Source organism: Sphingobacterium sp. LRF_L2 (assembly GCF_965644235.1).
In the GTDB taxonomy this organism is placed as follows: domain Bacteria; phylum Bacteroidota; class Bacteroidia; order Sphingobacteriales; family Sphingobacteriaceae; genus Sphingobacterium.
In genome coordinates this window covers 197,154-210,188 of sequence record NZ_CBFFRI010000009.1, presented here as the reverse complement: position 1 = coordinate 210,188, position 13,035 = coordinate 197,154, and the positions used below count along the sequence as shown (strand labels likewise).

At 40.8% G+C, this 13,035-nt stretch carries 9 protein-coding genes; 3 read left to right on the top strand and 6 right to left on the bottom strand.

The window, feature by feature from the left end:
* Position 1: 1 nt before the first annotated feature.
* The 3 genes from ACSZOX_RS18400 to ACSZOX_RS18390 form a co-directional block, all read right to left on the bottom strand.
* Positions 2-1,396 (bottom strand): RtcB family protein, encoded by a 1,395-nt coding sequence (locus tag ACSZOX_RS18400; protein WP_437921653.1) that lies wholly within the window; start codon positions 1,394-1,396, stop codon positions 2-4.
* A 329-nt stretch (positions 1,397-1,725) separates the two neighbouring features.
* On the bottom strand, positions 1,726-1,932 hold the full coding sequence (locus ACSZOX_RS18395) for a YqaE/Pmp3 family membrane protein (RefSeq protein WP_437921652.1): 207 nt from the start codon (positions 1,930-1,932) through the stop codon (positions 1,726-1,728).
* A 35-nt stretch (positions 1,933-1,967) separates the two neighbouring features.
* Positions 1,968-2,252, bottom strand: a complete 285-nt coding sequence (locus ACSZOX_RS18390; RefSeq protein WP_437921651.1) for a DUF4342 domain-containing protein — start codon at positions 2,250-2,252, stop codon at positions 1,968-1,970.
* 232 nt (positions 2,253-2,484) lie between these two features.
* Between ACSZOX_RS18390 and ACSZOX_RS18385 the strand changes: the two genes are divergently transcribed.
* Complete coding sequence (locus ACSZOX_RS18385) at positions 2,485-4,245, top strand: OmpA family protein (RefSeq protein ID WP_437921650.1); 1,761 nt, start codon at positions 2,485-2,487, stop codon at positions 4,243-4,245.
* Between the two features lie 66 nt (positions 4,246-4,311).
* Here ACSZOX_RS18385 and ACSZOX_RS18380 read toward each other — a convergent pair whose 3' ends face one another.
* The gene (locus ACSZOX_RS18380; RefSeq protein ID WP_437921649.1) at positions 4,312-6,897 is read right to left on the bottom strand and encodes a CHAT domain-containing protein; all 2,586 of its coding nucleotides are present in this window, start codon (positions 6,895-6,897) and stop codon (positions 4,312-4,314) included.
* Positions 6,885-8,888: a PKD domain-containing protein gene (locus tag ACSZOX_RS18375; RefSeq protein WP_437921648.1), complete on the bottom strand. Its 2,004-nt coding sequence runs from the start codon at positions 8,886-8,888 to the stop codon at positions 6,885-6,887. Before ACSZOX_RS18375 ends, ACSZOX_RS18380 begins: the two co-directional genes overlap by 13 nt.
* An 82-nt stretch (positions 8,889-8,970) precedes the next feature.
* Here ACSZOX_RS18375 and ACSZOX_RS18370 point away from each other — a divergent pair, with 82 nt between their 5' ends.
* Together ACSZOX_RS18370 and ACSZOX_RS18365 are read left to right on the top strand one after the other, a co-directional pair.
* Entirely contained in the window at positions 8,971-9,540 is a 570-nt protein-coding gene (locus tag ACSZOX_RS18370) for an RNA polymerase sigma factor (protein WP_437921647.1), read from the top strand.
* Positions 9,537-10,253, top strand: coding sequence for a hypothetical protein (locus ACSZOX_RS18365; protein WP_437921646.1), 717 nt, complete (start codon positions 9,537-9,539; stop codon positions 10,251-10,253). The genes ACSZOX_RS18370 and ACSZOX_RS18365 overlap by 4 nt, the downstream gene beginning before the upstream one ends.
* Before the next feature lie 82 nt (positions 10,254-10,335).
* Here the strand turns inward: ACSZOX_RS18365 and ACSZOX_RS18360 are convergent, their stop codons facing one another.
* The gene (locus ACSZOX_RS18360; protein ID WP_437921645.1) at positions 10,336-12,951 is read right to left on the bottom strand and encodes a valine--tRNA ligase; all 2,616 of its coding nucleotides are present in this window, start codon (positions 12,949-12,951) and stop codon (positions 10,336-10,338) included.
* Positions 12,952-13,035 lie beyond the last annotated feature (84 nt).

The following is a 13,035-nucleotide window of genomic DNA, read 5'->3' as shown; positions in this document are numbered from 1 at the left end:
CCTATCCCTTGTCCATTCTAACTATTTTTGGGGTGAATTGCCCCAGTACACGGACAAGTTCTTCTTGAAGATTGATCACCTTATGGATATCCTTGTAAGCCATAGGAGCTTCATCGACAGCTCCTCCTATCAATTCTACCCCATACATATCCAATGTTTTTGTTAGATCACTCTTTGTTATGCTATTTTTGCAAGCGCCACGCGATAATCGTCGTCCTGCACCGTGTGAAGCCGATTGTAAACTATATGGATTTCCTTTTCCTTCGACAATGAACCCTGGAGCTGTCATCGATCCAGGAATAATTCCTAATACACCTTCCGCCGCCGGTGTAGCCCCTTTACGATGTACAACAACTTTTTTGCCGTCAACAACCTCTTCCCAAGCAAAATTGTGATGATTCTCGATCGTAACAACAGGGCGTTTCCCCAGTGCTTTTGCTAGCCTACGATGTATATCATCATGGCAGGCCTTTGCATAGTCTCCCGCTAGGTTCATTGCAATCCAATATTCTTGCCCATCGTGTGTATTCAAGTCCAACCAAGCAAGGTGTTGTACCTGACGAGGTAATGGACATTGTTTAGTTGCCAGGTACGTATAATGCTTGGCAATATTTGCACCCAGTCCCCGGGATCCGCTATGCGATAAAATAGCCAGATATTCTCCCGGTCTAAGGTTCCATTCCGGTTTACAAGTTTGGAGGTGTACAATTCCAAATTCAACAAAGTGATTGCCTCCGCCAGAGCTTCCCAGCTGCCTATACGCCTTATCACGAAGCGATTTTAACAACGGGATTTCTCGAAACGCAGCACACTCGAAAATTGCATGATCATTTTTAATTTTATGTGTCTCGTTCATACCAAATTTGGTGTGTTCCGATAACATATTTCGGAGTTGAAAACTTTTACCCTTGATGTAAGAACCTGGAATGTCAAAGATGGATAAACTCATCCTGCACCCAATGTCTACGCCGACTCCATACGGTATCACAGCATTATCTGTTGCTAAAACACCTCCTATGGGTAAACCATAGCCACCGTGCGCATCGGGCATTAAAGCTCCTTTTACTGCTACAGGTAATTTCAGTGCATCGTAAAGTTGCCGTTTTGCCAATTCATCAATTTCGTTTTCGCCGAAGATCGTGAAAGGTGCACGGGTATTTCGAAGTTGCTGCATCCGAACTTCCACTGGTTTTATCAATCCTTCTGCCACTTTACCCCAAATACCATCTCCAAGAAAGCTATCAGGTTTTTGTAGTACCTCTTTAGCTTCCAGTAATATACGTTCTTTTTTTTCGCGTTTGCGATAACGATGAATCTGTCCTAAAGCGATATTCACCGTGTTATTTTGAGGGAAACCTAGTTTTATTAGATCTTTCCCTGATAATTTACTGCCCATGTTTAAAATTATTAGTAAAACTGAGCTATCGTTTTTTGCGCGCCGATAGCTACGCGAACATGTAATTCGGAAGTTCTTGTTCAGGGTCCGGAATGAAACAAAAAAGCCCGAATTATCTTCGAGCTTTAATCATATGACGTTTTGTAAAATCCGTTAAGAGAAATAAGCACGAAGAGAAGTATCAACAAATCCATTTGTTGATCTCTTGAAGTATGGGAATGTAACTACAAACATTTTCTTCGTCTTTTAAAGGGTTAAACCATTTTTATCGGCACAAAAATAGGATAGGAAATCAAATTTTGCAAATTTTTTTTAAAATACCCCAATAACTAACGATATATGGGATACTGGCTTCGACGCTCTAAGCGGCGTATCCGTTTTTTATTTTTACCATCGACATGGGAGGCTACAGCCCAAATAGCAGCAGGTAGCCAGCCGATAAGCGTGATTTGAAGGATGAGGCAAATGAAGCCAATAAGTATTTTTCCACGTAAAAAGAAAGATAACCAAGGAAAGAGTACGGCAATGAGTGTCATGATGTTTCAGTTTAGTTTTGTGAGATATCTCGGTTTTATTTGATGTGGATGACACTCGGGGTATCGTTTTTATCCGCGGGCTTCACATCTTTTTCGAAAGATAAATTAATTCCTAATGCTAAACCAATAATTATGGCAGCCACGACAGCGAAGGGAACAATAATAGCGATAAGTATGGCGATAAGGAGAGGCAATTTCATATACTCTTTACCTGTCTTAGCCGAAACCACAACTCTTGTTTCTTGGATGCTATCGATTACTTTTTGGAATGTACTTGTTACATTTTCGCTGTTTACGTTGAATGTTGTTTTCGTTTTCATATGTCTTTTTATTTAATGTTTCTCTATTTGTATACTCCAAAGGTAGCGTGAAATAGTGTTGTCGTCACGTACAAATAGGCGAGGTTTGGGCAGTTCTCGGTAAGATGCATCGCTTTATCGGTGAAATACGAACGGTTATTTTATTTTTTTAAAAAAAGGGGGTAACATTTCTGGCAACGGGTGGATATAGATACAAAAGTTAACAAGAGTATTTATTTAAACACAGAAGATTATGAAAAGAATTTTACTAGCTGTCATTTTACTCGCGATTTCCTTCGTCGGATACGCGCAGGTTAAAGAATCTGGAGATTTTCAGATGGGTGTCTTTGGAGGTGGAAGTTTTCCTCTTGGAAGTTATAAGTCTATTGGTCAAACGAAGACCGGATATTTTGGAGGTTTTTTCGCCGATAAATATTTTAAGGGAAATGCTTTTGGCCTGGGGATCGACGTTCGCTATTTACGTCATGGCATAAAAACCGAGGACTCCCTGATTTTTGAGAACGGACATATCGCAACGGATTATTTTAATAAAAAGCGATTCCAACATTGGGCATTTACGTTGGGGCCTACCTATAAATTCGAACGTGGTCGATTCCAACTTGAAACCTTTTTAAAAGGTGGAATTATGTTGCACAGTTTTCCACAGTACGAAACTGCATTGACTTATAGCGATGTGATCGGAAATACCACGGTGCCTATCCGAAGAACTGCAAACGACTCTACCAACAAAGCCAATGCATGGGTTGGCTTAGCTGGCCTCCGCTTTAATTACAAATTAAGTCCGAATTGGGCTATTTTCGCCCAAGCCGACTATATGCAAACCTTTGGGTCAAAATTGGGCGGAAAATCATCCGTATTTCATGTCGAAGAAAGAAAAGGAACCGGAAATAGTATTGAAACAACGACTGGTGTAAAGAGTTTTACCGACCATTACGAAGAGGGCTTTACGCCGTCAAGCACCCACTATAAAAGCGTTAACATAGGTGTCGGTGTAAAGTATATATTTGGTAAAAAGGCAAAAAAAGTGGTTCCGACCGAGGTGCCAATCGAAGAAGTTCCCACCGTTACTAAAAAGGTACAGGCCAAAGATATTTTAGTGGTCGTGAAAGATAAACAAACAGGACTTGCATTAAGTGGTGTAACAGTCTCCATACGTTCTGCCGATATGGATAGCAAATCAATTTCCAATGCCAATGGTGAAGCGGAGCGTGTACATGCAGCAACGCCACTAGAGTATCAGATTATTGGAGAGAAAAATGGTGTGAAAACAAACTTATTGACGATCCCAGCAGCGGATTTTCAGTCGAACGAAACATTGATCTACCGCGAAATATTCCACGATGATCCCCGTTTTACACTCATTGGAGAGACTGTAGATTGTGATCTTAATAAGCCGATTTCTCACATAGCAACTGTATTAACCCAATCGGAAACAAAAAGTAATATGAACCAGACTTCCGACGTAGAAGGAAAATTTATTTATCAACTTGATGGGGCAACCGACTACTCGATTGTAGCCAACCAAGCTGGACAATATTCCCAAACCGAATTGGTGACCACAAAAGGACTTGATCGTAGCAAAACATTGTATGTCACCTTAAAGTTAGGCGTCTGTAATTTAGTTGAAGGGGATAATTGGGTCTTGAAAAATATACATTACGATTTCGATAAATCAAATATCCGTCCCGATGCAGCAATAATATTAGACAACGTAGTTGCGATCATGAAACAAAATCCAAGCTTACGTATTGAACTATCATCGCATACCGATAGCAGAGGAAAGGATGACTACAATATGCGTCTTTCTCAACAACGCGCTGAAGCTGCCGTGGCTTATTTGGTGCGTAACGGAATTATGAAAGATCGACTGGTAGCGAGAGGATATGGAGAGACACGGTTGGTCAATACATGCAGCAATGGCGTCAATTGTTCAGAAGCCGAGCATCAAGAAAATAGACGTACCGAAATCAAAGTGTTGAATTACAATAAATAGCCTAAGATGGAAAATAATCAACAGATGGATGAACAAACCAATTGGGAATCATCCGTACCGAGAGAATCATTTTTTAAATTTTTGATTGGTTTCATATGCTTTGTTTTTAGACTTTGCAAACCATAGCACAACAAGGGTAACGACAAGAAAAGCCAACCATACATATAACCAATAGGATAGATCTGTATTTTTATGCAGATCTATTTTTGTGTCTATGCCGGTATAGACCATGTTTGCCCAATACCAAGGATTTTTGCCTAGTTCATCTTGCTTGTCCAAGTAGTCCCGTTTGGCGTTGGCTAGTGCACCTACTGGGCTTTTTAATGCCTGGAGTTGTTCATAAAATTTAGCTGTTAAATCCAGCATAGCATCGTCGTTGGCAAACCACTGCGTCGCAATAACGCCGGGTATCCCTTTACTTAAAAATGCTCTATTAATACTTTCTAAACCTTCAGACGGTAGTATAGTTCCGGAAGCTGTATTACAAGCCGATAATACCACAAGTGGGGCATGGATGCTGTAATAACGGAGTTGGTCTGCGGAAATGGATTGATGTAAACGTATTTTTGCCTCTTGATTTTCATCTATGAGGGTGTGAGCGGCAATATGGATAATTGATTCTGCCTGTAAAGCGCGCGCGAGCAATTCCGGATTTAGCGTACGATCGTCATAGTGTACACTGGCGTAATGGTCGCGGAGGTTTTTAACTTCCTTCTTTACAAAAGTTAGATTCACCAAAGGAGGATCATATTGATCGCGGGAGAGAATGGATATCTGTTGTTGATTATACGTTGTGGTATCGTATAGATCATACATCAGGAGCGAATTTATGTATTGGATATCAAAAAAACGAATAAGAAAATCATGCTGTAAGCTTAGCGCATCGAACGGAAGGGTATAGAGTTCATTGTCTAACGATAACTGTAGTGTTGTTCCATGCTTAGGCAGCTGCGGCAAAAGATCCTCTCGTAAGCTTGTAGCCTGTGAAAAGTAACGGGAGGGATCTTGATTATAGGCATTTGGTGACTTGTCGAAGTATGTTTCTTTAAAATGAGCAATGCTATCCAAAAGGTTTCGTTCAGCCAAATGGAAGTAGTTTATTTGCCCCTTTTTGACTTGGAAGATCGAAAGGCTGCTGTCCGCATGCACAAAATAGGAATAAATGACTTGATCTCCCTTTTGGAGTTGTTTTTTGAAACGCTTGAAGTCAGGTAGTTTAACCTTTTTTGTGAAATATCGTTCTTCTAACGCAAAGGTACGGAGTGTACTATCAATAGCCTTATTTATTAACTTTATTTCACTGTCGTCTGTCAGATTATCGCGTACGGTGTAGAGCCTTTGCAACTGAGCAGCAGCTTTGGACATCTCTGTGCTATCATTTTCCCATGCCCTTGAGCGATTGATATCATTCCACAGCAGACGTCCTTTGGTGAGTTCTGTTAGCCATAATAGAGAGAGCTGTTGGTTTTGCGTTAGAGAATCTGCCGCGGAAATCCAGTGCAATACATCTTCCAAGAGTTGCCTGTTCCATGAATTTCCCCAAAGATGGCTCGTCTTGCTCGTGATATTTTGTTGAAATGCAAAATCCCGCTCAATGGCCTCTGTAAAATAAAACAGGGCACTGTCTAAGTTCTGTTTTAAATAACATATCCCTAAATTTTTAAACACCTGAATAGGTGTGTAGCTTGAAGTACGTTGCGTAGAATCAATGTTTTCGAGTTGTTTTTTCGCCATTTTTAAATACAGAGCCGCTTGGAGAGGTTTTTGAAGAGCAAGGTAGCTTTCGCCAAGTACGTTGTAGAGGTCGGCCTTTTCGCGAAAACGTTTCTTCGGATAGTATTGATTTGCCAATGTAATTCCCTCCAATACAATCTTTTTCGCCTCCTGTGGTTCTCCCTTAGCGAGTAGTAGTTGAGCAGATTGCTGTGTTGCGCTTATCCGGCCGGGAAGTAGCGTTTCGTCCTTAGACTGTTGTGCAATCTGTAGCGCAATCGTATTATGTATCGTGGCACTGTCTAGCTTTCCTGTTTGCATATACACGGTTGAAAGTGCATTATGCAAAAGCAACTGTAGCGATTTTGTAGATGTGCTTTTTAATCCAGCCAGCGCTGCGACCTTCGCCTGTTCGTGTGCCCCTTTGTAAATGTATAAGAGAGCAAGATTGTTTAAAAAGGATGCTTTTGTTTCTGGATCATGAGCTTCCTGAAGTGCGTCTCGTTGCAGTACTTCACTTTTTTCATAGTCTGCTAGTATCGTGTAGTTGTTCGCTAAAGGTTTGTATATATACGTTAGGCGATCATCTGCCGATAATATTTGATGCGTATTATCCTCTAAAAGTGCTTTTTCATAAAAATTTGTCGATGTGAGAAATCGACTATGTTCTTGGAAAGCATAAGCCATATTGATCAGTATCCATACATAGGTGTCGCGCTGTTCCGCAGTCAATACCTTATTTTCTATACGTTGGATAAACAGATTTGGCTGTTGTTTAAAGGCATCATAGTTGCCATAGGCAAGTTCCCCTAAAGAGTCCAGTAAATCGTTGCTTACTGTATCTCGAGTATTGTCAAAAGACTCCGCTTGTTTATGCTGTCGTTGACAGGATAAAAGTAAAAAAAATAAAAAATAACAAGATATTCTTATAACCGCCACATTAGATACAGATTTAGATTGTTCTTGTATATTTTATCAAAATGATAGCGCAGTCCGAGCGCGGGGCCTAGGTAAGCACGGCCGATGTTTAAGTCCACTAAAGGAGATAATAGCAAGGCTGATCGCGGCTCTTTAGCCGTTTTTACATCCACGGTATAAGGTCGTTGCGTACCATCGGCATTCATGAGCTGGTAAGTCAGCTGTTGTTGGTTTTTATAGTTTAGGTTTGTTTTTACTAATGCCCCTACACCAGCAGAAAGATAACGGGTGAAATTATAGCGAATCTGTACAGGAATCTGCAGACTAACATAGGCTTTTTTCGCAGTACTGTCTACGGCATTGTACGTTTGATAAACTAGATTTCCTTTCTCATCGGGAGCCTGTATTTCCCCACGGCGATTAGCAAAAGATTGGGACATATTATTTCCAAATGTACTGGCAAATAATTCGATTTGCCAATAAGGTTTTCGATAGGGAGCTATTGGTGCTATTCCCAAACCTATAGTCAAGCCTTTAGTTAGCTTTCCCAGCTCGTCATCTTCCGGTTTCGTCGGCGTATGGAGACCTATCGAAACGAAAGGAGAGAGACCCGGACGAAAGCGGGCGACAGACTTGTTGGTGCGTATAGGATCATTTTTGTCGAAGAAAATATCCGTATAGCTGGCTAAGGATTTGTTTTGTAATTTTTTGTGCGATTGTAATGTAAAGCGGATAAACCCTTTGCTGCTATCTTGATCGGTCAAGGTAGGCGAAGCTGTACCGGGAAGTGCAATACCTTTAAAGTGAAAATTGATTTGATGCTCACCTTTAAATTCATAAGTGTAACATCCGAGATCTGTTTCCGTTAAACAAGAATCACATTGAGGATAGAGGTTGAGCAATTTAAAAGATTGAACATCGACCTGTTCCGGGAAAAACATTTCCAATCGAATATCCTTGGCATCACCTTCACCGTCGTTTTGAAACTGTACCTTATAGGTTAATTTTTTCTTTTTGAATTGTAGCCTGTAATCCAACAAAGCGGGGCGCAGAGACATTTTATTGGGGTCATGCGACTTTATGATTGGAATGTCTAACTTATGGATCACAGGATTCTCCCCCTCACCCTCAGCAAGGTAGATGCCCGTTACCGTTACAATAGCATTTGTATCTGCCAGCATATCAGGACTAATATCCAAATTAACAATAGAAAATTGTGAAGAGGCTAGCTCGCCTTCGATTTCATACTGTGATACCGTTTTATACCCGTCAATTAAGTTGGTAAAAAAGGATATGGCCTCACGGTCTTTAAAGCTTAGTTCCTCGCGATTGCCGTAATCCGGACTGCCGCTCTGTGTGATAGATACCCCATTCACATGTGCCCACAATGTTTGTAATTCCTTTGGATTTACGACAGGAATGAGCCTTTCCTGGTAATATTGGCTTTGATTGGCAACTATAAAACCATTTGGATTAATCAATTTTTCGTTTGTTAACAGGATAATTTTACCTTTTTTCGTTAGCGGTTTTACGCCAATTACTAAAGACATATCTTCCCCAGGCACAGCATCTGCATTTTTAAAAATCTGAAAAATACCATTCGATTTGAAGAAATGGTCCTCGAAGCTGTTAGGTATAGGTACGATCGACGCCAGTTTAGATTCAACCTTTACCTTTGTTTTAGGTTTTTTTGGGCGAGGACCGTTATCATAATTGTTGACAACATACAGCGAAACGTCGTATTCGCCAACCTGTTGATACTGATGTTCGGGTTTCTCGGCAGTACTAAAGCTACCGTCGCCAAAATCCCACAGATAGGTGTAAAAAGCCTGCCTTCCCCCGGGTATAGGCATCAAAGGCCGTATGATGGGGGTGAATTGGATTCGATCGCCCACGATCGAAGTGGTTATAGCGGAAGGGAAGGTGTCCTGTCTCACCAATAAGGAGTCCTGACCAAAGCAAACCGTTTGGTATAGGAAGATGATAAAAGCCCAATACAGCTGTTTTTTCATAAATGTTTCAACTGGTTATCGTTTGGTTTTACGAGGTAAAAGCAAATAATTTAGTTAAATTTACGAAATACTAACCATTTGTATGCATATCGACCAAAAATACATTCAGTTTCTACTTGATAATAACCACCTGGGAATTCAGGCAATTTATAAGCAATTTGCGAAAAAAGTTGTCGTCATGGTGCAGCGTAATAATGGTACCGATGACGATGGATTTGATATCTTTCAAGAGGTTCTTGTAGATATCTATCATATGGCAAAATATAAGGAATTTCAGCTAACCACATCTTTTGAATCCTTTCTCTTGTTGGTCAGTAAGAGGAAGTGGTTGAATGAACTGAAAAAAAGAAAAAATAAAGAGGTAACAAATATGGATGATCATGTATTTGATATTGAGGATGATGGAGAAGAACAATATATGCAACATATCTTGGTAGTAGAGAAGGAAAGCTTAGTCATGGAAACGTTGGCAACTCTGGGCGAACGTTGTCAAGAAATCATTAAACGCTGCATGACCACGAAGAATCAAGGAGAGATTGCGGAGTTTCTGGGGATAACCTATGCTTATCTCCGTAAAAAGAAAAGCGAGTGTATGGCTACTTTGGCTAACAGGTTGAAAGCACATCCTTATTTTAAAACGAACAAATTATGAAATCGAAAGAGGAATTAATTCAAGATCACATCGACGAAGTCTTATCGGCTGAAGATCAAATACTGTTTGACGAGTGGTGGACCGCAGATCCAGAATTTCGGGAGGAAGTACAATTTCAAAAGGAAATAGCTGATTTGCTTTCCCGTAGGTTGACAACAGATACACAGCCCTTAAAGGCCACGTTAGTAGAGGCAGAAAAGGCCTATAGAACGACACCTATTGTACAATGGAAACGCTGGGTGTATCCTTTGCTTGCTGTTGCGACCTTGGCCCTTGTTGGGCGGTTTTTCTTTTTTCCATCCGCAGATCCCTTGTACCAGTTGCCAGAAATGCGTTCTGAAATCGTCCGTGGTCACGAAAATGAATACGCCACTCGCTACGAGGAAGCTGTAAAAGCTTTTAATAGTCGGCATTACAAAGAAAGTACGGAAATTTTGCAAGATCTTCATCGGACAGATAGCTCCGTTGTGCAATACACCTTCTATTTAGGGCTTAGTCTACTAGGTGAAGAGAAAACGTCTGATGCTACCGTTGTTTTACAACCCTTGGCCGATGGTACATCTGTCTTCCGTTATGAGTCAGCTTACTATTTAGCCATTGCGCTCCACCAGACAGGACAGATTGAAGAAGCAAAAAAACACTTGGCTACAATTCCTAAAGACGTACAAATATATACGAAAGCGCAGCAGCTCTTAGACGAATGGAAAAAGTAGTTTTCTGTTGTACCTAATCTCCTTAAAAACATAAAGCATCTGATGTCATCAGATGCTTTATGTTTTTAAGGAGAGGAAAATCTTATACTAGGCTACTTAAGCTCTCTTCTAAGATTTTTATCTTAGCTTCGGCATCCGCCTTTTTATTTTGCTCATTTTGTACAATTTCAGGTTTTGCATTTTGTACAAATCGTTCGTTCGCTAATTTTTTGTCCACAGAAAGTAGGAAACCTTTTAAATATTCAATCTCTTTCGATATTCTTTCCTTTTCCGCTTCTACATCGATATTATTCTCGAGCGCGACGTAACATTCATCTTTTCCAGCCAAGAAACTAACGGCTCCTTGCACTTTCTCTTTAACGAAAGAAAGTTCTTCGATGTTTGCCAATTTGATGATGCTTTCTTGATATTTAGAGAAATCCACTACAGTGGCATTGATTGCCAAAGGAAGAGCCACCTTTGGTGATATACCTTTGTTATTTCTAATGCTACGTACTTCCGAGATTACTTGCTGTACGATTTCAAATTCCTTAATGAGTTGCTCATCAAATTCCTGTTTGACAGGATAGGTCGCTACGATAGCACAATCCTCTTTTGCACGTTCCCCAAATAACTCATCATGCCAAAGTTCTTCCGTTAGGAAAGGCATAAATGGATGAGCAAGGGCAAGAATTCTTTCAAAGAATGATTTGACAGTTGCTAAGGTTTCTGTTTCTATCGGTGTTTGGTATGCTGGTTTTACCAGTTCCAAATACCAGGCACAAAAATCATCCCAAATCAACTTATATGTACTCATTAAAGCATCCGACAACCGATAGTTCTCAAAGTGATCTTCGATTTCGTTAACAGCTTGATTGAATCGGTTTTCAAACCATTTTGCTGCTGTTTTCTGTGAAGCTGTCGCGGGTGAATCCGTAGTCTCCCAACCTTTTACCAAACGGAATGCATTCCAGATCTTATTGGCAAAATTGCGGCCTTGCTCACAATAGGAAACATCAAACATGAGGTCATTTCCGGCAGGAGAGGATAGGAGCATCCCTACACGGACCCCATCCGTACCATATTGTTCCATCAGTTCAATAGGATCAGGAGAGTTTCCAAGCGATTTAGACATTTTCCGGCCCAACTTATCCCGCACAATCCCTGTAAGATATACATTGCGGAATGGAGGCTTCTGCGTATAGTCGTGTCCCATGATGATCATACGAGCTACCCAAAAGAATAAAATCTCAGGAGCAGTAACCAAATCATTTGTCGGGTAATAATATTGGAATTCCGGATTGTTTGGATTGCGAACGCCATCAAACACGGACATCGGCCATAGGCCAGAAGAAAACCATGTATCGAGTACATCATCTTCCTGACGGATGCCAGCTGTCGATTTTCCTTGTTCCTCAAAAGCCAAAGTTGCTTCAGCCTCAGTCTTCGCAACAACCCATTCGTTGCGGTCATTATACCAAGCCGGAATACGTTGTCCCCACCATAGCTGTCTCGAAATACACCAATCTTTCACGTTTTCCATCCAATGTTTATAGGATGCAAAGAACTTTTCAGGAATTAGCTTGATTGTTCCATTCTCCACATATTCCAGTGCAGGTGTTGCAAGTTTATCCATTTTGCAGAACCATTGCATGGATAGCTTAGGCTCGATTGCCGCGTCGGTACGTTCGGAGAACCCTACTTGGGATTTGTAGTCATCAATTTTTTCGATTTGTCCTACTTCCTCAAGCATTTTGGCGATCTTCTTCCGTGCGATAAAACGATCTTCTCCTACAAGGATTTGTGCCTTCTCATTCAACGTACCGTCATCGTTCAAAATATCAATGATCTCCAAATTATGCTTCTGACCAAGTTCGTAGTCATTCAAATCGTGTGCCGGCGTTACCTTTAAACAGCCAGTACCAAATTCCATCTCTACGTATTCGTCTTCAATCACCGGAATCTCCCTATTAATGATCGGAACAAACACGGTCTTTCCACGAAGGGATTGATATCTTTCGTCATTTGGATTAATACAGATTGCCGTATCCGCCATAATAGTTTCTGGCCTTGTCGTAGCAATAATAATATGCTCGTTGCTATCCTTAACGTTGTAGCGGATATAATATAACTTCTGATTGACTTCCTTGCGGATTACTTCCTCGTCCGAAAGAGCGGTTTTACCTTGAGGGTCCCAGTTTACCATACGGACACCACGGTAAATATACCCCTCTTTGTAAAATTTAATGAAGGTGTCGATTACAGCTTCAGAAAGATCAGGATCCATGGTGAATTTAGTACGTTCCCAATCACAGGATGCTCCTAACTTCTCCAATTGCTTTAAAATAATGCCACCGTATTTCTCTTTCCACTCCCAAGCATACTTTAAAAAGTCCTCACGGCTAATTGCGGCTTTCTCAATACCTTGTTCTTTCAACATAGCAACCACTTTCGCCTCCGTTGCAATCGATGCGTGGTCTGTGCCGGGGACCCAGCATGCATTTTTGCCTTGCATACGGGCACGACGGATAAGTACATCTTGAATTGTATTGTTCAACATGTGACCCATATGTAAAACACCTGTGACATTCGGTGGGGGCATCACGATCGTGTAAGGCTCGCGCTCATCAGGCGTGGAACGGAAGAATCCGTGCTCCATCCAGTACGAATACCATTTCTCTTCTGCTTCTTTGGGATTGTATGTTTTTGCTATGCTCATTTTAATTTAGAGATTCAAGTTGCAAAAATAGGGAATTGCTTAGATTTTAAGGAAAAAGGATGCTATAAAATGTTGTTGGAATGA

What these genes read in the sequence shown, in the direction of transcription:
- ACSZOX_RS18375 (WP_437921648.1), bottom strand. Translation starts at nt 8,888, where the DNA reads ATGAAAAAACAGCTGTATTGGGCTTTTATCATCTTCCTATACCAAACG.
- ACSZOX_RS18385 (WP_437921650.1), top strand. Translation starts at nt 2,485, where the DNA reads ATGAAAAGAATTTTACTAGCTGTCATTTTACTCGCGATTTCCTTCGTC.
- ACSZOX_RS18395 (WP_437921652.1), bottom strand. Translation starts at nt 1,932, where the DNA reads ATGACACTCATTGCCGTACTCTTTCCTTGGTTATCTTTCTTTTTACGT.
- ACSZOX_RS18365 (WP_437921646.1), top strand. Translation starts at nt 9,537, where the DNA reads ATGAAATCGAAAGAGGAATTAATTCAAGATCACATCGACGAAGTCTTA.
- ACSZOX_RS18400 (WP_437921653.1), bottom strand. Translation starts at nt 1,396, where the DNA reads ATGGGCAGTAAATTATCAGGGAAAGATCTAATAAAACTAGGTTTCCCT.
- ACSZOX_RS18360 (WP_437921645.1), bottom strand. Translation starts at nt 12,951, where the DNA reads ATGAGCATAGCAAAAACATACAATCCCAAAGAAGCAGAAGAGAAATGG.
- ACSZOX_RS18370 (WP_437921647.1), top strand. Translation starts at nt 8,971, where the DNA reads ATGCATATCGACCAAAAATACATTCAGTTTCTACTTGATAATAACCAC.
- ACSZOX_RS18390 (WP_437921651.1), bottom strand. Translation starts at nt 2,252, where the DNA reads ATGAAAACGAAAACAACATTCAACGTAAACAGCGAAAATGTAACAAGT.